At 59.8% G+C, this 19543-nt stretch carries 11 protein-coding genes and 1 pseudogene; 4 read left to right on the top strand and 8 right to left on the bottom strand.

The features are described from left to right. Nucleotides 1–54: 54 nt before the first annotated feature. From IVB42_RS30775 to IVB42_RS30760, 3 genes are all read right to left on the bottom strand, one after another. Nucleotides 55–840: a hypothetical protein gene (locus IVB42_RS30775; protein ID WP_026234034.1), complete on the bottom strand. Its 786-nt coding sequence runs from the start codon at nt 838–840 to the stop codon at nt 55–57. A 1300-nt stretch (nt 841–2140) separates the two neighbouring features. Beyond that, entirely contained in the window at nt 2141–2380 is a 240-nt protein-coding gene (locus IVB42_RS30765) for a hypothetical protein (protein WP_143274137.1), read from the bottom strand. 184 nt (nt 2381–2564) lie between these two features. Continuing rightward, nucleotides 2565–3077, bottom strand: a complete 513-nt coding sequence (locus IVB42_RS30760) for a septal ring lytic transglycosylase RlpA family protein (protein WP_083926609.1) — start codon at nt 3075–3077, stop codon at nt 2565–2567. A gap of 2576 nt (nt 3078–5653) precedes the next feature. On the opposite strand from IVB42_RS30760, the gene IVB42_RS30755 reads away from it, so the two are divergent. Continuing rightward, nucleotides 5654–6193, top strand: a complete 540-nt coding sequence (locus IVB42_RS30755; protein ID WP_198293420.1) for a hypothetical protein — start codon at nt 5654–5656, stop codon at nt 6191–6193. Nucleotides 6194–6618: 425 nt separating this feature from the next. Here the strand turns inward: IVB42_RS30755 and IVB42_RS30750 are convergent, their stop codons facing one another. Further along, entirely contained in the window at nt 6619–6945 is a 327-nt protein-coding gene (locus IVB42_RS30750) for a lipocalin-like domain-containing protein (RefSeq protein ID WP_247393585.1), read from the bottom strand. A 775-nt stretch (nt 6946–7720) separates the two neighbouring features. Next, entirely contained in the window at nt 7721–8026 is a 306-nt protein-coding gene (locus tag IVB42_RS30745; RefSeq protein WP_018460443.1) for a phage integrase N-terminal SAM-like domain-containing protein, read from the bottom strand. A gap of 831 nt (nt 8027–8857) precedes the next feature. Here IVB42_RS30745 and IVB42_RS30740 point away from each other — a divergent pair. Further along, nucleotides 8858–9868: a PAS domain-containing protein gene (locus IVB42_RS30740; protein WP_039801407.1), complete on the top strand. Its 1011-nt coding sequence runs from the start codon at nt 8858–8860 to the stop codon at nt 9866–9868. A 70-nt stretch (nt 9869–9938) separates the two neighbouring features. Here IVB42_RS30740 and IVB42_RS30735 read toward each other — a convergent pair whose 3' ends face one another. Next, nucleotides 9939–10166, bottom strand: coding sequence for a hypothetical protein (locus tag IVB42_RS30735; protein WP_247393587.1), 228 nt, complete (start codon nt 10164–10166; stop codon nt 9939–9941). A 119-nt stretch (nt 10167–10285) separates the two neighbouring features. Between IVB42_RS30735 and IVB42_RS30730 the strand changes: the two genes are divergently transcribed. Continuing rightward, complete coding sequence (locus tag IVB42_RS30730) at nt 10286–12394, top strand: methyl-accepting chemotaxis protein (RefSeq protein ID WP_247367699.1); 2109 nt, start codon at nt 10286–10288, stop codon at nt 12392–12394. A gap of 1655 nt (nt 12395–14049) precedes the next feature. Here IVB42_RS30730 and IVB42_RS30720 read toward each other — a convergent pair. Both IVB42_RS30720 and IVB42_RS30715 read right to left on the bottom strand, forming a co-directional pair. Beyond that, the gene (locus tag IVB42_RS30720) at nt 14050–16449 is read right to left on the bottom strand and encodes an EAL domain-containing protein (protein ID WP_247393596.1); all 2400 of its coding nucleotides are present in this window, start codon (nt 16447–16449) and stop codon (nt 14050–14052) included. An 846-nt stretch (nt 16450–17295) separates the two neighbouring features. After that, nucleotides 17296–18054, bottom strand: a pseudogene (locus IVB42_RS30715) (IS110 family transposase); the annotation flags it as partial. 253 nt (nt 18055–18307) lie between these two features. Here IVB42_RS30715 and IVB42_RS30710 point away from each other — a divergent pair. After that, nucleotides 18308–18964 carry a Crp/Fnr family transcriptional regulator gene (locus IVB42_RS30710; RefSeq protein ID WP_240543263.1) on the top strand — a complete coding sequence of 219 codons (657 nt, stop codon included), beginning with the start codon at nt 18308–18310 and terminating at the stop codon, nt 18962–18964. Nucleotides 18965–19543: the final 579 nt, after the last annotated feature.

Genomic DNA, 19543 nt, shown 5'->3' with positions numbered 1-19543 from the left:
CGGCGCCCGTCTCCATAGCTTTAGTTTCGGCCGCAGGAGCAGGTCGGTCGCGGCTTAGCGCGACCATGGCCACGATAACGACGGTTGCGGTTTTATAGCTTGCGGTCTGGCAATTGGCGCCGGCTTTGGCGCCTGGGCAACATTGGCCGACTGCCGTGGACGCGGCAATGGTACTTCCTGCATGACCTGTGGCTTTTCTGGGATTGCGTTCGTACCTTCAGGCATCATCTCCTTTGGTGCTGAGGCGTTCGCCGTGGCGCGGGCGAGTTGCTCCTGGTTTGCGTTGAGGCGATCGGTGAGCGTTTGACTTTCGCGGGCCATCTGGATCTGGATCCCTTTGACATCGTCGATGACACGGCTGTTACGTGCGAGTTCTTCCTGGCCTGTCTTGAGTTGGCGCGCCACATTTTCATTGTCGTGGACCAATTTCTCTTGCGTCACGTTAAGCTGTTCGACTGCTTGCCTCAAGGCAGCGAGATCGCGCGTCATCGACTGCAGCTGCTGCGTCAAGTCGGAAACCAGGGCGATTGCAGACGGCGCCGCGTCTTTCGGCGCCGCAGCATCTCGGGGGCCCCGCGTCAGGGGTGCAGGGTCCGAAGGGGCCCTCATCGCCGGTTGTGCGGAGGACGACCACCACCACCAAGCAGCAAAGGACACAGCCAACAGAGAGCAGACGAAGGCCACGTGGGGCTGTTTCGTCGGTTGATGGTTCGTTGCCGGTGCGCGAGACGTCTCCATGGTCGGCTGGACCGAGGCACCGTCTTCCGCCTTGCGCGTCAGGTGCGAAAGCTCCTCCGCGATCTGCCGTTCCGCGACGCTGTCGTCCCGCGTGGAAGCCATTTGGTGCTCCATGTGAACCCTTGACGATGGTGCTGACTTTCGTTGTTTAGCACAGTTTTAGCCTGTGCGCTCGGGCCCAGCGCTGCGCGCGAAGGCGCCGTCGGCAAATGAGTCCGATCGCCGAAAGTTCGAGGCTGATCGAGGCAGGAAAAAGCGCCTAAACTCCAGAGCGGCGTGTGCTTATGCCGATGTATGACGTCGAATGGCAGGCTCGCGTGTCTTGCAGCGGGCGCACTCAACCTCCAGCCAGGCGAGTCCGCCACTAAGCATTGATCGATCGTCGGGCAGGGCTGCGCAGGGCCCCCGTAGCATTCCATGCGGACGGACCAGGCTTCCGCCTCCGCCCGTCGGCTTCTCGAACGGCCTCCTGGGCGCGCTCGCGGGCTCCTTGCGCATCATCATCGCGCCCATAATCCGGCCGCTCCAGACTACCTCTCCACACTTTTCGCGGAGGATTCCGCAGGTGGCTTGTGAGGCTAACCGTCAGCCGGGAGCCCCACACCTCACTTCGGGTCAAGCGCGACTGAGCCTAGCGGCTCCCGCGATCTAATGTGTCAACGTGGCTCGAACCGTAGAAGTGACAAGCTCCGCGCGGAAAAAACGCAGAGCGCTTTCGCGGAAGGGGGCGAGCTACTGGTCCCTGGTTCTCGCCGCGCCGAGGATATCCACTCCTCCGAACTCTGGGCGCTAAGCTTTCGCGAAGACGTTCATTTTTCGCAAACCGTGGACGGCTCTAGAAATAAGCTACAGTAAGGAACTACGGTAACTCGGCTAAATGGCGATACGTGATGCCACTGTGGACATCCGCCTGCAAGGATTTGAACTTCTTTGTCCTGCTGGGCTCTTCCGACTTCGACGGGCATAGTGTCCTTTGGCACGCCTCGTGCCGCTCAACTGCGAATACTTTCTGCACACGCCGGTTTCGATTGTAGCTTCTAAAATCTTCCTTGCAGTCGCTCTTCGTCGCGTTCGTGCTCGGAAGGTCGATCCCCCGCGGATTTAAGAGAGCTGCCAGCCTGCACGCAGGATGCAAGTTAGATCAAGATTTCAGAGCTCGCTGGGCGTCACCGATCTCGCAATTTCGCCTACGTGAACGGGCGCGGGAGCAGTTGGATCATCGCGGCCAACCGGGCTCAGGCGATGGCATGTAAAGACGCAGCCCTGCCGGGAAAGGCATCGATGAGCTGCAGCCGCGCCCTCTCATGCTGTGAGATAACGGCCGGCACGATCCAGACCTACAAGGCCGGCACGTAGGGCAGGGGGCTCCGGCTAATCGTCGAAGCACGGTCCGCATTGCAAGTTAGACGGGCAGCCGAAGCCAAAGGTCGTTGCTGGACAGCGTACCGGCCGGCGTGGCTATCTCCATATCGACGACGCGAAATGAGCCGGGTTGATCATCATACAGGTAACGAAGATGCCAGACGGAGCCAAGTTCTGGTGTAATGGCGAAGTCATCTAAGGCACTCGCGACGTATCGAACGGCATCGCGATGTGCTATCGGCGCGGAGAACATCGTGTCCGTCAGCGTGGCGAGGCTCATACCCTCCAGGAGCATGGTTCGCGCGACTTCGTCTCCGTGGACGAGCCTGAGGACGGATACGAGGGCCGCGATAGCGTCAGGGTTCTTTAGAGACACGGCAGATTCGTTTCAGGCCAAAAGGCGGACTATTGACGTAAGGGCGCGTGGGCGGCGGTCGCGTGTTTTCGCAGGGCATGGTCGTCCGCTACAACACCTCAGCACGAACCTGAGCCACGCCACGATTCGTAATCCCCAAGCTGCGCGCAGCCGCCAGCGAGAGGTCGAGGACGCGGCCACGGACCCATGGTCCGCGGTCGGTGATACGAACCACCACCGACTTGTTCGTCTCAAGATCAATGACGCGGACTCTCGTGCCGAACGGCAGACGGCGATGCGCCGCGGTTAGTAGATTCCGATCAAACGATGAACCGCTCGCTGTCTTGCCTTTGGAATACGAATAGTAGGAGGCTTTTCCGGAAATAACTCGATTGAAAGATTGAGCGCCTGAACGATCTTTCAGGGGCTCTTGTCCGCTCGGGCGTTGCGCTTGCGGCTCCTCCTTCTTTGTCTTATCGAGTCCTTCAGGAGCGGGCTCGGCGTGAGCGTCTGGCACGATGGACCATCTATCATTGAATGTTTGCCCAACGGCTGGGGCGGCGTGAAGCCCCGTCCAGATTGAGACCGCTGCAATCACGATCATTCCAGAAAGCGGACGCATGATCGACCTCACTACAAATCACCAGACTGACAAACAATGCAAACTCGTAAGGCGCGTTCCGGCACATCGGGATTCATGTGTAGAGAGGTGATCTGATACCGATTTGAATGTGTTGCATGGCGAAGAGTGGAAGCAGTGCAACAAGCAGATGGTCCGCTGCAGCGCATTCACGAGAACCGGCGAGCCGTTCTAGAGCTCGACGCTTTGCGAAGCAGCGTCAACCTGGCCTGGCGTGCAGGCGGTTCAGTGGCGTGAATCTCTTCGCCTGATTATAGAGACGAGCAGGACATTGAACGGGCCACGGGCAGCTCGTGGGGCGAGATGCCGCGAGCCGCCTAAGAAGCTCCGCGCGTTATCCAGCCTCGCTCGCAGTGGATCGCAACCGTACACGGCTCTTCTGTGTTATTCCAATCGCCGGCAGTTTGCGTCTTTCGCGCTTCTTCAGCGAAACTGCCTCGGAGCAATTGCTATGAACATAAATCTCCGAAACGAACTCGCGAAGTTGTTGGATGACGTCCAAATAACGCCAGAAAATGTCGGACCTCAGCAGTTGGCTACCACTTCTCCCACAGGAATGCATGCGCGAAGGAGGCCGGTGACATAGGGACTGCTCTCAGCTGGCGCATGCGCTCTGGTTCCACTGGCGTTTAACGTGGCCGCTGTCCTCTCTCCTCACTAAAACGGTTGAGCAAAGAACCAAAGGCCGCCTCAGTTGGCGGCCTTTTTACAAGTAGGGTACGCCAGTTTACGTGAACGAAACCTCTGATCAGTAGCGCCGATAGTACCGATGGGCATAAGGCCGACGAACGACGACTACGCCGCGGCGATAGGCAGGACGATAGACCGGGCGGGTTCGGACGCATCCGTGCCGGCCGCAAACCAGAGCTACCGTCTCAACGTTCGCGATGTTTGATTGTCCCAACGGAGCAACGGGCATTGCCGATGCCGTTGCAATTGAGAATGCCGCCCCACCGAGAACGGTTATTGCGGCAAGTGTAAGTTTGTATTTCATCCATGCTACTCCGGCGGAGCCCATCCCCGCTGACCAACCTTAGACGTTCCTTCCTGAACCTCGGATGACCACGCCGCAGCTTTCGCGCGCGCCCTGGCTGGCTGTATGTTTCGGCACAATTGGGCCACGCGCGAGGGGTTGTTCTCTCGATCCTATCCGCCGGGCGGCCGCGCGGTGGCTCTGCGACATGGCTTGCCAATGAAGTTCACGCTGGCGCGCCGATCACCTCGTATTCGAAGCCGACGCCCTCCCGATCGTTCTCATCAATCCAAGCCTGCGCCACCTCCTCTGTAGCGAACCACTTTCGGCGGGGGCGAGGCGCGCCATTACAGATCCTCGCGCAAGGAGGATCTTGTGAATGCAGCGCGCGTCGCGCGGAACGGCCCCGACCCCTGCGCAAGCATGGCTCACCGGGGAAGGGGCGCCCCGGTCCCCATTGCGGAACGAACTCCAACCGAAACGGATATTCGGGTATTCGGGTCCGTAGGCGCCGGTTGGTTCCTAAGCCATAGGTCGATCTTGGGAGCCTCGTAAATTGTTCTAGAGTACTGCGATGGCTGGCAAGAGAACGTCCGAAAGAGAGTTCCTGCCCTCCTAAACCAAACAGGCGAGGTGGAGGCGCGGCAGGTTGTCCAAGAGCAAGTCTCGATCACCAGCCGGCGCTCGTCAAAGGTTCGAAAGTAAGATGAAACGAAGGCCGTCACAGTTGGCGGAGTCGTATTGTAGCTTCCGGCACTTGGGAACTGCCATGCGGTACGTTGCGTATGTGGTCGATTTATCCGGCGTTGCTCGGGCGGTTTATCAAGACAGTCTGACGGATGAAGGCGCCAGAACGCGAGCAGAGAAATTTCTCGATACGTACCCCGCCGTAGAGGTGTGGGATGGTCCTCGCAGAATTGCCCGGCTGGTGCGTGAGAGCTCGGGCTGACCGGTCGAGAAAAAGCGAGAGCTACGCCGGGTTGGTTCGGATCTGCTTACGATCATGAATTGACATTTCGCCGCGGCTCGTGGCTTCCAAAATCTTCATGGCGCGCAGGAACGAGCGGTTCGACTTTTAATTGTTGCCCAAGCAACCGTCCAGGTGCGGGAACCTCGTGGCATTAACATCGACGCGCGTGTTATGACGACTGTTCAAACGGCCTTGCTATTGCGGCCGCAGTGCACGCTCTGCACTAGATCGTGGGCGGTAATCGACACATCAAGCATCAGAGGGCACGGCGGATGTAACCGGCTCGACGATCTTAAGGGCCCGACGTGGAATGCGTCGGGGCCGTTTGTTAGGGCTCCATCTACACCGGCAGCCGCTCAGGGGCGCGAAGCGGAAATTATATCGCTTCGATCCGAGCGTTGCCGGTGGTCACCCCGGAGCAGACTTGACAAGTCGGACGAGTGCAAGGCTCTCTCTCTCTCTCTCTCTCTGCGAGTTAATCAGATAGCGTCGCAACGTCTGGCCGTGAGGGTTGACGATATTGGACCGCGATCGCTGTTAACCTTGGCCGCTTTTCGGCCAAATTGTTGTTTGTTGCTTGGTACTCGGGGCAGGACCTCATTTTGGAGCCCTGCAATGTTCAAGCAAGTATTTTCTGCGTGTCTCTTCGTTGTCCTCAGCTCGATCTGTTCGGAAGCAAGACCCTACCGCATCGGCCACGCGCCCGAATGCAACGTGATCATGCCATGTGACTTCTCGTCCGCGCAGACGCGCGGCGAACGAATTTCGCAATATTCACTGCAGGCGTATCGTCCCAAACAACTCGTAGTAACCGCAGCCAACAGCTTGGCGATGAGTGTCCCTGCTGAGAGCCGGATCGCCGGGGGTCGGCCGCCCGGCTGCCCGGCGGCATTCTGTGGTTGTGGCGCAGCGCTGCGCGTGTTTGGTCGTGTGGTGCCTGAACTAAACCTCGCAGCCAACTGGCTACGCTTTCCGCGTACGTCGCCGTCGCCCGGAATGGTCGCGGCACGCCGTGGGCACGTCTTCGTACTAGAACAGCATCTCAGAGGCGACATTTGGATGGCGTATGACGCCAACTCAGGCGGACACGCGACAAGGATGCACGCGCGATCGTTGCGCGGCTATACAGTTGTCAATCCACACGTTGCGGCCTGAAAGAGCGCGCGCCAGTTGGTGTACCGGTTTGTCGCTACCCGAACGTCAGCGCGTGTGCCCACGACCGCCGCCTGTGGCGCACTGGAAGGGACGGCCCCCGACCGCCAGCCCCCGTGTTGGTCGGGGCCGATTTTCGTCTGGTGCCCAACGCTCTGACACCATCTGACGAGAACCAGCCGGTTGGTTTTCCGGTTTTTTACAGAGTGGCGTTATGTCGCGTGCGATTGCCACCGTTCAAATTCGACTGGGGCGCCGCTACGCGCTTCCAAGTGGTTCGCAGCGTCATACCGTTTGGAGTTCAGGGATTGTCGAATTTTAGTTCGTCTGAGTTTAGCAAAGTAATCGTTCTTTTCTGATTGGGAATGGCGGCGACATTCGCGGAGGTGCTGGCTGCAAGGTTGACCATCATACCTTTTGTATTTTCGTCAACCGAGTATGTGCCGTAATAGGCAAATGCTTGACGCCACGATACTTTGCGCCTCCTCGGGCGTCGCCTTGGCTCGGTCATTAGCCGCAATCTTTGGAATTTCCGCGCGCGATTGGAAAAGCGAGAAATGGCCATCAACTGAGAAAATCATCACACCCTTTGGGGAAGGACCGAAGGGTTCGCCTATTTGGCCGTTGTCCATTTCACTGGTAACAGCGACTAGCGTCCACGCACCAACAAGCTGTTCCTTAGCCGACTTCTCTTGCGCGAATGCTGCGCCCGACAGGGCAAGCCCAAGCCCGATAGCAACAATGGCTTTGTTCATTATGTCCTCCACCACAAAATTTAATTGTTCAACTACGGTCACGTGAGATCAAGGTCGGCGTGAGCTTCGGGGTCAAAATCGGCGATGAAAACCCACACGATGCCATTCCGATCTAACCTGGACAGCGGGCCCACCCACAGACACAGACTAGCCGCAGTACCCACGTGCCAACCGCCAACCCAGCAGGAATGCCGGCTGATCTCCTACCCAGATGTGTGTCTCGGGATCATCGACCTGCGGCGGAGAGCGGGTCGGCCCACCCGTAAATTTCCCAAGTGCCGCGCCTGCCCCTGATCTGGTACGACGGCCCCAGCTCACCGGAATGAGGCGCATTCGGCCAAATGGATGATCTCGCAATGCTTCTCGCCGAGCTGGAGCGGTGCAAGGCAGAGTTCGAGCACCTGCAAACGGAGCTGAATTCCCCAAGGGGCGCCGGCCCAGTACAGCCAACAACGCTCCAAGATCTGGCGCGCCGGATGAGCGAGATCGCGGCCCGTCTTGAAGCTGCAACGCGCGCGATCTCAAAGGGACCTGCCAGCGGAATACATTGAGCAGTTCCGTAGCGCCCTAGCGAGCCGGCCATCTCCGGTTTGAAGCCAGAACGGACTTGTCCACTTCGCGGAGTACATGGTCTAGTTCGCCATTGGCCGTTGCTCAAGCACCGCAACTCTCCGGCTTGCGCAGGATCAAAACGGACAGCCCCGTTCTCACTAGCCTCACACCTAGCCGAACAACCTGCGGTTCAGTCTGCTGAGGTTATGGGCGCCCAATTGACCTACCCCGATGGAGCGCCGCGCCTGTTACGCCAGTACTCTCGCAATGGCATCCCGCAAGGTTTGCCGTGCGAACGGCTTGCGCAAATAGGCGACGCACCCGGCGTCCACCGCCTCAGGGCCTCGGTCAGATGCAGCTGGAACGCGCGCAGCTCTTCCGCCGTCGCACTGTCGGGGGGAGGGCTGAGGAAAACCCTAAGCCTCTTGACGGCGCGGATGTACTCGCGTTGCGTATCGGGTACGAACCTGCGCATGTTCATGTCGTCGAGCATGCGTTGGCGCAGCGGGCTGATGGGCTTCTCGCTCATTGGGGGCTCCTGTCTTGAGGTTGGAGTGCTTGACCCCTCGATCCTGCAGACGGAGCGCCCGCCCGTCACCTGTGCTCGTTCAAACGGTTACAGCGGTAGACGTGATCGGCGGACCGCGCCGCCAGCCCTCCCGCGAGAGCGGGTTCGTTCTTTGACCCGAAGCCGAAGTTATCAGTCAGCCTTTCATGCCATCCAGACCGGGATAATCTTTGTAAATGTTTTCCTGAAGCACGGAGTCTATTCCGAGAGATGATATCGCCGACCGATGTCCTCAATCTCAGAAACTCAGCTACTGGAGATTCTTGGGCGAGCGTGAGCGCCAGGGATAACTCTCCATGATCCGATCTACGTGCTGTTTAAATCGTGTGGCTGATTTCGCGTCCATAGACCATCTCGCGGCAACAGGGCCTGCCTGGTAAGAGGCCCCTCCAAATATCTAGAGCGCTACTCTACCGCTTGGCCCAAATGCGAAGTGCACGACGTCCGCTATTTGAGTCGCTATCGGGGGAAAAGAGGACGTCGCACACAATCCGCGGGTCTTACTGTGCTAGAAATCCGAATGCGACAACCAGTGCCACCATGCTCGAGAAAATCAGCAGTGCCGGAAGGGATTTTCGGGTCATTGGCCTCGTCGAATGGCGCGCAGCCGATTGGCCGGGTTGAGGTGTAGGCGGTCTCTAGGACCGCACGACGTTGCCCTCTCTCGTTGGCGTTGCCCGTGGAGAGACGTTCCACCGGCCTGCGACCGTATGGCCGGGTTCACTCAAACATCAGTGTTGAATTGTTCTGCAATTGAGAGTTGAATGTTTGTATTTGAGAACGGGGGTTAATTTGCTGCAGCTGGAGGCACATCTCGGTATATCCGATGTGCTTCGTTTGATTGAAGAAAAGCTGGGAGCAGGTGTCTGGCGCTGTGATGCAGCCGGCCAGATGCAATGGTCGCGTGGCTTTTTTAGGCTGCTCGGATTGGATCCGCATGCGGTGTCGCCGTCATACACCGAAATCCAACGAAGGATTCATCCGGACGATCGCGGTCCGACTCGCGGTCCCAGCGAGTTGATGATAGATCGGACGTTGCTCGACGGTGAATTTCGCATCATTCGGCCCAATGGCGCTTTGCGCTGGATTAACTGCCATACCGAAGTGCTACTGAATAGCGCAGGTGAGCCGGAATGTATTTTGGGGATCGCTCTCGACATTACAGCGCAACGTCGGTTGGTCCAGACGCTGCGAAGTGACGCCGAGCGCTACAGCGCTTTGACCCAGGTGGTAGGCGGTCTGCTGTGGATCGGTAGTTCCGACGGTCGAATCACGGCACTGCCGAATGGCGAGAAGACACCAGAGGCGCATCGGTTGCTTGGCAAAGGCTGGGCTGATCTTCTTCACGAAGACGAGCGTGAGGCGGCCTTGAGAAGCTGGACGGCCTCGGTCGAGACCGGACGGCGGTACAGCGTCGAGCATCGCCTGCGAGAGCCCGACAATACATATCGGTGGTATCATTGCACGGCCGTGCCTGTCACCAATGCGGACGGCAGCATCCAGGAATGGATGGGTCTCTCCATTGACGTGCATCAGGAAAAGCTCTCCGTTCAACACGCGGCAACATCGCAGCTTACGGGCGCGCAACTGCGCGCAGCCCGCGGCATCCTAAATTGGTCTGTGAAACAATTGGCCGCGCGAACGGGGATTTCGTCCGCCATCATTCGTCGGCTTGAAGAGTACGATGATGCTCCCCCAATGTCGGACGAGACGACGGAGATTCTTCGTCGCGTCTTTTCGGATGCGGGAATCGAGTTCTTGTTCCCGTCTGTCGGCGAGCCTGCAGTTCGGCCGCGACGATGATTTGAGACAAGTTGTCGCAAGCTGGCTATCTCACTTTCCATAGGTAGCTTTGGAAGGACCGTCTTGGGGCTCAGTTTTTGGGTTGCTCGCGCATTTCGCGGCCGGGCGAACCAAAAATTTGCGAAATGCGCCGAGCTAATTTCATCATACGCGCTGAAGCAGCAATTTTTGCGCGCGTGAGGAAAATCAGGGTCGATTTCTTCTTAACCAACTCGCAGCCAATTGTCTTCACCATGGTCTGCACGCTCAAGTAGGGACGGGAAACCTGAGCTACTGTTTTATTATCGAGTGACCCCACGAGGGATCTTTTTGCCATCTGACCTAAAAGCCGCCGTCGGTTGCGGCGACTAAGCGCGTCACATCCAAATCCATTCTTGCCAATCTTTTTAAGGGTCCAATGACCCGCGGAGTGTTGCCATGCCCTTCAAACTCAAACTTCGGATTCGTGGCCGGCTGATTTCGGGATTTCTTTCCGTATGCGCGATCATCGCGCTTTCAGTCGGATACACCGTGTTTGCGGTCGGCGGGATTTCCACGACCGTCGATCGCATGGTGAACCTGCGGACACCCGTCGCGCTCGCGAGCACAGAGCTGGTCGGCAATCTCTATTCCACACTGGCGACATTGCGTGGCTATCTCTTGACCGGAAATCCGCAAGGCAAGCTAGATCGGGCCGCGATGTGGAAGGAAATGGATGCCACAGTTGCCGGCTTCGATGAGAAGGCGGTACATTTTACCAACCCGGAGAACAGCCGAAAATGGGCCGAGGCCAAGGCGCTGCTCGCAGAGTTCCGAGCTGCCCAAGACAAAGCCGAAGCCGTCGCGTTCACTTCCGATGCATATCCAGCGACAAAGCTACTTGTGACCGAAGCCGGTCCGCGCACCGAAACAATGTTTTCCGAGATCACCAAGATGATCAACGAGGAGGAGGGCCAGGAGGCGACGGCGGAGCGTAAGAGATTGCTGAAAGCAATGGCGGACACGCGCGGCAATTTTGCCGCTGCCACCGCTCAACTTCGCATGTACCTCCTGTCGGGCGAAAAGAACGACAAGGAGAAATTCTTCAAGCCGTGGGAGCTCTCTGAAAAAGGCTATACCGCCGTGAGTGCGAAGAAGGACCTGCTTACGCCGTCTCAGCTGCTCTCTTTCGAGAAGATCACGAAGGCGCGGGGCGAATTTGTTCTCCTTTACGAGAAGATGTTCGCGTTCCGGGAGTCAGCGGACTGGAATGCACCCGTGCATATTCTCATAACGGAAGCGGCGCCGCGCGCGGTGAAGATTCTCGATCTGCTCGACGGGCCGAAGGGCGCCGACGGCACCCGCTCTGGAGGCATCAAGACGAACCAGAACAGCATGCTTGCCGAGGAAAGCCATCAGGTGCAGACGAGCATATCCTTCCTGAGGCTGGTCCTGTGGGGCTTGCTTGCGGCAGGACTGGGCCTCGGGGCCGCCATTGCGCTGCTGACCGCTCGCGCGATCGCCCTCCCGATCCAGGGGATGACCGCCGCCATGGGCAGGCTCGCGAGCGGCGATACGTCGACCTCGATCCCAGGTGTCGGCCGCGCTGACGAGGTCGGCGAGATGGCCGAGGCGGTTCAGGTCTTCAAAGACAATATGTTCGAAACCGACCGGCTGCGGGCCGAACAGGCGCAATCAGAGGCCCGTGCGGCCGCCCAGCGCAAGACGGACATGCACCAGCTCGCTGGACGCTTTGAGGATGCGGTCGGAGAAATCATCCAGACGCTCTCATCATCCTCGACCGAGCTCGAAGCGGCGGCCAAGACCCTGAGCAGGACAGCCGAGAGCACCCAGCAGCGCTCTAGCATGGTCGTTGCGGCTTCCGAGGAAGCCTCGAGCAACGTTCAATCGGTTGCCTGCGCCACCGAAGAGATGAGCTCATCAGTCGTCGAAATCAGCCGCCAAGTGCAGGACGCAGCCAGGATTGCCGGCGCAGCGGTGGATCAGGCACAGAAAACCAACGTTCGCGTCAACAAGCTGTCACAGGCGGCAACTCGTATCGGCGACGTGGTCGAACTGATCAATACGATCGCGGGGCAGACCAACCTTTTGGCGCTGAACGCAACGATCGAAGCGGCGCGGGCCGGCGAGGCCGGACGCGGCTTCGCTGTCGTTGCCTCCGAAGTCAAGGCGCTCGCCGAACAGACTGCCAAGGCGACTGGGGAGATCAGCCACCAGATCGCCGATATACAGGCCGCCACCCAGGATTCCGTCGTCGCGATCAAGGAAATCAGCGGCACGATCGGTCGGATCTCAGAAATCTCTTCCGCCATTGCAGCCGCGGTGGAAGAACAGGGAATGGCTACGCAGGAGATATCGCGCAACGTCCAACAGGCCGCGCAAGGTACCCACGAGGTCGCCTCCAACATCACGGAGGTGCAGCAAGGGGCCACGGAAACCGGCTCTGCCTCTAGTCAGGTGCTTGCCTCGGCGCAAACGCTGTCGAACGACAGCGCGCGGCTAAAGACAGAGGTCGAGAAGTTCCTGATCACTGTGCGCGCAGCTTGAGGTGCTTCCATGACAAGTACCTCAACATCAGCGAGTCACGCTGGAAGTGTCCCAGCGAGGATCCGTGATGGAGCGTCCGAGCCGGTGGCTGCCAACATCATCCCGCTGCCATTTAGTCGAGAGCGATACCTGATCGTCCAGACCAGAACGGACTAAGTTGCTGCGACGGAAGGTCAATGTCGTTATCGAATGTCTTAGAGTTCTCAATGGCCTGCTTGAAGATGTGGATAACGGATCGATACGTGAGGAATTTCAGTCTCGGGTAGCGCGGCTGAACGAGCTGCTCGTGCTTCGGCTTGATCAGCTATCCGCCGCGGATCGCTTGCTGCAGGAGATGCTCCCTTATGCCTGACACGGGACGGATTGTACTGCAGCGCGTACGTTCGTCCTTCAATACTTCGAAGCAGGTGTCGGTGACCACGCAGCCACATCTTGTCCCGTCGCGCGGAATCGGCCGCACGACCGCTCTGACCCGTTACAGCAATAGCGGCGACGCGAGCGATCGATTAGCTAATGCGACGGTAGGTCCCGCGGTCGCGATATCTCCCTTCACCAATGCAAGCGGTGTGACCGATGTGCAACGAGCGCGTAGCTTCACCACAGCTATGTCGGCAACCGAACAATCCGGCTCACGAGTACGCGGTAGCATCCGCGCGACCAATTACTGAGGGCCTGCGGATGAACTTTTCAAGCTCGGAAGATCAGACGTTATTGTCTCTTTGGGAAAGTGTGCGGCGGCAAGTGTTGGCTGATCGCGCGAATGGCGGCCGCTCCCGCATTGTTGGTGACAATCTTCGCAACTATGCTGAGTTGCTCCGTTCGGAAATAGATCGGCGTGAGCTCAAGTACACCTCGATCAATTCAACTGAATGAAGAGGATGCTGCCGGGGGCACTCTAAAATGAGAGACATCCGTGAGCAGTTGGACAGACTCCGCAACGATGCCGCCGACTGCAAATCGATCAGCGATCTAGCCACTGATCTGCGAAAACGAGAATTGTTCGCGAGGCTTGCCGATCATCTGAGCGCGTTGGCTTCAGAGGTCGAACGCGCTACGGCTGTGACAGTCTCTGGCACCCCACCAGAGCTATCACCGCAACATCGGCAATGTTGGGATGCTGCAGCAGGCAGGTTTCGACCTCGGCCGGGTAAATATTCTCTCCGCCGCGGGATGTCCTCGAGGCGGCCCGTGACACGCAAGTAGCCGCGCTTATCCAGCGTCCCGAGGTCGCCCGTGCGCAGCCATCCGTCAGCCGTGATGGCCGGACGCGCATTCTCCGGCGCGTCGAGATAGCCGATTGTGGGTCTGATATCCACGGACTTGAATTACGCCCTAAGTGCCGGTCGGCAAAATACGAAGATCCATCGGAACCGCAACGCGCACTTCCGACGTTCCAGAGCGCTTTCCCGCGGTCCGGACGAACTCAGTCTCCGGATGTCGACGCTCGTCTGCGCGACAATCGGGCTGAGCTCGGTCTGACCGAAGACAGTAAGGACCGGAAGGTCGAGCGCTACCCTCACGCGGCGATGGATCTCGGGAGAGACCAGTGCACCTCAGACAACGCGACGTGCAGCGACGATCCCGACCGTCTCAGGCGTGCCCGCCGGACTTACCGCGCTGTGCCTCGGTGCCGCGATGGCATTCTGATAATTTCGTTAAGCCAACGCTCGGAGCCGCGGCCCTTCCAGCATCAGTGCCACGTCGCAGGCAGGCCGCGGCTTGCTGAACAGATAGCCCTGTGCCTGGGTGCAGCCCTCGCGCCGGAGCAACTCGAGCTGCGCGTCGTTCTCGACCCCTTCCGCGGTCGTGACGATGCCGAGGCTGCGGCCGAGGCCGGTCACGGCGCGGATGATCGCCATGGAATCGGCGCGGGTTGCCAGCTCGGAGACGAAAGAGCGGTCGATCTTGATCTTGTCGAAGGGGAAGCTGCGCAAATAGCTTAGCGACGAATAGCCGGTGCCGAAATCGTCGAGCGAGATACCCACGCCCATGGCGCGCAGCTCATGCAACGTGGTCAGCGTCGCCTCACCGTTTTGCAGCAGCACGGATTCAGTGATCTCCAGCTCGAGACGACGGGCTTCCAGTCCCGCCTCCTCCAGCGCCGCGGTCACGGATGCGATCAGGTTCGGACTCTTGAACTGCACCGGCGACAAATTGACGGCGACGTCAATATCGTCGGGCCAGGTCGCCGCGTCGGCGCAGGCGCTGCGCAGCACGAACTCGCCGAGCTGGATGATGAGACCTGTCTCCTCCGCCAATGGAATGAAGTTGATCGGCGCGATCAGGCCACGCTGCGGATGTGACCAGCGCAGCAACGCCTCGAAGGCGACGACGCGGTTGGTGGCGACGTCGCGGATCGGCTGGTAGTGCACCTCGAATTCGTTCCGTTGCAGCGCCGCGCGCAGATCCATTTCCAGCAGCCGCCGCGCCTGCGCGCGCGCATCCATGCCGGTCTCGAAGAAGCGATAGGTGCCGCGACCGTCCGCCTTGGCGCGGTACAGCGCAAGGTCTGCATTCTTCAACAGCTCGTCCGGATGGCTGCCGTCCTGCGGCGACAGCGAGATGCCGATCGAGACGCCGATCACGATCTGATGGTGGTCGATCTCGTAAGGCGCCGAGATCGCCTCGACGAGACGGCCGGCCAGGAACCTTGCAGCGGTTTCCTCGGAGCGCCCGATCAGGACCACGGCGAACTCGTCGCCGCCAAGCCGGGCCACGGTGTCGCTCTCGCCGACGGTCGCCTCCAATCTGCGCCCGACCTCCTTCAGCAAGGCATCACCGATGGGATGGCCGAGCGAGTCATTGATGTCCTTGAAGTGGTCAAGATCGAGGCAGAGAACGGCGAGTTGGTCGCCTGAATTGGTCCGGCGCAGCCCATGCTCGAGCTGCTCGTGGAATAGGACGCGGTTGGGCAGGCCGGTCAGCGCGTCGTGGCGGGCCATATGGGAGATCCTCGCCTGCGCCTCCAGCCACTCGGTGATGTCCTCGAAGGTCGCGACCCAGCCGCCACCCTGCATCGGCTGGTTGACGACCCGGATGGAGCGGCCGAACCTGGTCACGATGTCGGTCGTGGTGCGGCTCTCGCGCGCGTCGGCGACGAGGCGGGCGAAGAATTCGCCAGCATCGCCTTGCCACTGGCCCTTGGCCTGCTCCTCCCGCAGCACGTCGACCAGCAGCCGGCCGGTGAGCAGGATGTCGGTGCGGCCGAGCATCGCGGCATAACGCTCGTTGAACAGGATGATCTTGCCGTCCGCGTCGAACATGCAGAGCCCCTGCGACATGTTCTCGAGCGCCGTGTCCAGCACCCTCTGCTGGCGGCCCAATTCCCCCTTGGCCCGCCGATCGAGCAGCGCGGCGACCAATGCGATCACGATGATCGCAGCCGCAGCACTCGCGGTCAGAACCGACAGCGACGTCGGCGGGATCGACAGGCCGCTGATCGGCAGCGTCGGATCCGGCGTCAGCTGCACCGCGCCCATCGCCGTAAAATGATGCGAGACGATGGCGACCGTCAGCAGCACCGCAGCACCGAGCGTGCCGGACAAGTTGTCTCGCCGTTCAGCGACATGGAGCGCGAATGCGCCGAAAACCACCCCGAGCAGGATCGAAGCGGCCACCGTGCCCGTCGCCCAGCTGACGCGCGCAGGGATCTCGAGCGCCATCATGCCGGTATAGTGCATCGCCGCCACACCGCCGCCGACGATCGCCCCGCCAAGAGCGACGAGGCCCGGTCGCATGGTCGAGACCGCAACGCTCAAGCCAACAAAGGTGATGGCGATGGCGAAGATTAGCGACAACAGCGTCACCGGAACATTATAGGCGCCGCTGGCGCCCGGTCCGTAGGCCAGCATCGCGATGAAATGCGTCGCCCAGATGCCGCAGCCGGCAACGACTGCATCGAGCGCCAGCCACACCAGGCGGCCCGATCCTTGCGTCGCGCGCGCCCGGTGAAACAGGCTGATCGCAGCCGTACTTGCGAGCAGGCAGAGCGCGCCCCCAAGCGCGACCAGTCGCCAATCGTGTTCATCGGTCAGACAGTAGAGCACTTGATACATCAGCATCCCCCAAGGCCTGCGATCACCAGAGCGGGGAAGTGGTGGATTTTAGGTAACGAAGGAGGACCGGCTTGCCGGATGGTGAACAGAGGCTTCCAGAATCAACCATTCGTTGTCAGTCGAACGACATTCGTCAAACTTCTTTCAACGGGCGATGGGCTTTGCCTGGACAATCAATCTTGACGCGCAAGCAGCAGCGCCGGTTTGCAGAGGGGACGGCGCATCATTGTTACGAGCAGGCTCTCGTCCATGGTGCCTCGCAAATAGAACGGCCACCGCGGAGCAACGCGAAGGCCGCTGCTGGGTTGCCTAGAGCTGACAAGGGCGTTTCCAACCTCCACCCGAGGGGTGAAACGAACTGGATATTTCGGGTTATATTCGTCGCGCTCCGCCGAAGGGCGACAACATTTGGGATGTTGCCGAGAGGGCGCGGACGAATGGCAGAGTGCCGAAGGTACGCCGCAGAGAGTAACGCCACCTCAGTTGCCGGGCTCCTGCGCGATGGCGGAGAGTGCCCCGGCTTCAGCTTGGCTCTGAGGCGGATGGCCGGAGCCGCCTCCGCCGGCTCGGCGGCGGGCCGGCACGGATTAGCTTTCTGCTGATTTTCCATGTTCCCGTAGTACGTGAGATATTGCATACTTTTCCCGATTTGAGACTGCTGCTTTTCCCTTGAGGCTTTTGCAATGTCGAACAGAATAATCGAAGATGATCTGGAGATGCTGCGCCTGATCAAGGCATTCCAGAAAATAACTGACCAGGACACCCGGCGAATGATCCTTCTCTACGTCGAGGAGCAGCTCGAAAAGCGCCAAGCGAAGGTACCGGAAAGCCCTTCGCGCTAACGCGCCAGGCGCCGAAGTCGCGGCCTTTCGAGAACACGTCTCCAGTGCCGATGGCAGCCACCATCGCGCTCGAGATGATCGGGCCAATGCCGGGCACCGTCATCAGTCGCTCGCAGCTTTTGTCTTGACGGGGCAATGCTTCGATCTCGCTGGAGAGGTCCTCGATACGCTCATCCAGCCGGCGCCAGTCGCCCGCCAGATCCTCAATGATGCGCAACATGCGAGGCGAGAGCACATCGGTGCGCGTCGCGAGGATACTCGGCAACTCGGACCGCAGGCAGCGCAGGCCTTGCCGCACGGCGATGCCCCGCTCCAGCAGGAACGCACGGATCTGATTGATGACGCCGGTGCGCTGACCGACTAATCGCTCGCGCACGCGGTGCAGCGCATGCAGGTCGAGCTGGTCGGCGGTCTTGGTTGCGGCGAACTTCATGGTCGGGCGTTGGACCGCCTCGGCGATGGCTTCCGCATCTCGGAAGTCGTTCTTCTGTCCCTTCGAATAGGGGCGCACGTATTTCGCCGGCATCAAGCGGGCGTCGTGGCCAAGCGTTTGCAGCTTGCGACTGAGGTGATGCGCGCCGACGCAGGCCTCCATGCCGATCAAGCACGGCGGCAGGTTGGCGAGCCGGGTTTCCACCTGGCCGCGCGACCACTTCTGCCGCAGCACGATGCCGCCGCGCTGATTCTGGCCAATGATGTGGAACGAGTTCTTGCCGATATCGATGCCGATGACGGCGGGCGAAGCGTCGAGTTTCTGAGACATGGCGTGCTCCTTGTCTTGGGCGCCCTTGCCAGCTTCTCGTACCGCCAGGGCCGCAGCACGGCCGGACCATTCCATTAGCGGAAGTTCGAGCCGAGGCACGCGGAAAACAAATGGTCAGTAAATTGGAACCTGCCTCCTGGGCGAGGGTTTGAGCCGCGTTGTTTCTGCGTGCTTGAGAGGAATACCGGCGATTTCGCTCCAGAATGGCCTTGGGAATAGGCTGCTGGCGGCAACGCCGCCAGCGGACCTTAACTTGCTCGCGCCCTACACCCAGAAAACGTCGTTCGACCTTGATACTGTACTGGTGCGAACGGGAGATGAGTTCAAGCTGGTCTATTTCCCCCTCAGCGGGGCCATAGCGTTCCTAGTTGAAATGTCGGACGGACGCATTGTCGCGTCAACTCTCATGGGCTCGGAAGGGGCGGTCGGCGCTCTCTCCGTCCTAAGTCCCTCACGCTCCCCAGTCACAGCAACTGCCTACGTCCTTGGAGCCGCGCTCCAGGTCCCTGTTTCGCAATTGCAGCTTGCTTATGAGCAAAGCGACACGATCAGGCGTGTTCTACGGCTCCATCTCCGCACACAATTGTTGCAGCTTAACAACGCGGCAGCTTGCAACGCGGTGCATCCGGTGGAGTGCCGCATGGCTCGATGGTTGCTTGAGATTCACGACCACACCGCAGAGAGCGGAATCCAGCTAACGCATGAGGCGCTCGCACAACTTCTCGGGGTCCGCCGAACGACCGTGACGCTAACGATGGGCAGACTTCAGGCCGCGGGCGGCGTCTTATCGGACCGACGCGGAATGCTAGACATCGACCGAAGGCGGCTCGAGAAGATCGCTTGCGAGTGCTACGCCGTGATGCGACACAGAATCAAGCGCATGTATGACAAGGAGCTGGTGGCCGCCTGATCCGCGAAAGTGAGCCGCCGCTCTTTGTTTGACTGGACCTTCGTGCTTGCCTGCGGCTCAGTAACGGCCGACGGTCGCGGTCTAGCGGTAAGTAGCTCACGTTCACCACGCCCCGACAAGCATTAGACCGATAATGGTCAAACACGAGACGCAAGCCACCGTTACAGTGTAGCATTCTGGGGTGTTCATAGTTGCCTCCCGAGCTGTTGCCTGTCACTGCTGCGCCGGGAGAGGCCGCCTGTCTCGGGGCCGCTGTTCGGCACGCCTGTGACCGGTTCGGTGCGGTGTGTTGGTCCTGTCGTCGCTGCTGTGATCCGCAGGATTGTAATCCCACATGTCTGGAGCTTCAGGGCGTTCAGCTGGGATCAGAAGCTGCTTTCGCATTTCAGCGAGGCAGGCGCGGCAATATTCACGATAGAGCAGGTCGAATATGGCGGGCATCGTCACCCCCACCGTTTGAGTGTCAGTGTCAGATCTTTCCACCGCGATCTTCGCGTGATTGTAGCCACTTCAGACGGCTCTTCGATGTGAGCCCGTTCGCAGACTGCACCAGTTCCAAGCTCAACAGCCGATTGGTTG

It is taken from the genome of Bradyrhizobium sp. 45, assembly GCF_023073155.1.
Lineage (GTDB): Bacteria > Pseudomonadota > Alphaproteobacteria > Rhizobiales > Xanthobacteraceae > Bradyrhizobium > Bradyrhizobium canariense_D.
This window is presented reverse-complemented; position numbering and strand designations above follow the sequence as displayed.

What these genes read in the sequence shown, in the direction of transcription:
- IVB42_RS30745 (WP_018460443.1), bottom strand. Translation starts at nt 8,026, where the DNA reads ATGAGCGAGAAGCCCATCAGCCCGCTGCGCCAACGCATGCTCGACGAC.
- IVB42_RS30755 (WP_198293420.1), top strand. Translation starts at nt 5,654, where the DNA reads ATGTTCAAGCAAGTATTTTCTGCGTGTCTCTTCGTTGTCCTCAGCTCG.
- IVB42_RS30750 (WP_247393585.1), bottom strand. Translation starts at nt 6,945, where the DNA reads ATGAACAAAGCCATTGTTGCTATCGGGCTTGGGCTTGCCCTGTCGGGC.
- IVB42_RS30720 (WP_247393596.1), bottom strand. Translation starts at nt 16,449, where the DNA reads ATGTATCAAGTGCTCTACTGTCTGACCGATGAACACGATTGGCGACTG.
- IVB42_RS30760 (WP_083926609.1), bottom strand. Translation starts at nt 3,077, where the DNA reads ATGCGTCCGCTTTCTGGAATGATCGTGATTGCAGCGGTCTCAATCTGG.
- IVB42_RS30765 (WP_143274137.1), bottom strand. Translation starts at nt 2,380, where the DNA reads ATGAGCCTCGCCACGCTGACGGACACGATGTTCTCCGCGCCGATAGCA.
- IVB42_RS30730 (WP_247367699.1), top strand. Translation starts at nt 10,286, where the DNA reads ATGCCCTTCAAACTCAAACTTCGGATTCGTGGCCGGCTGATTTCGGGA.
- IVB42_RS30775 (WP_026234034.1), bottom strand. Translation starts at nt 840, where the DNA reads ATGGCTTCCACGCGGGACGACAGCGTCGCGGAACGGCAGATCGCGGAG.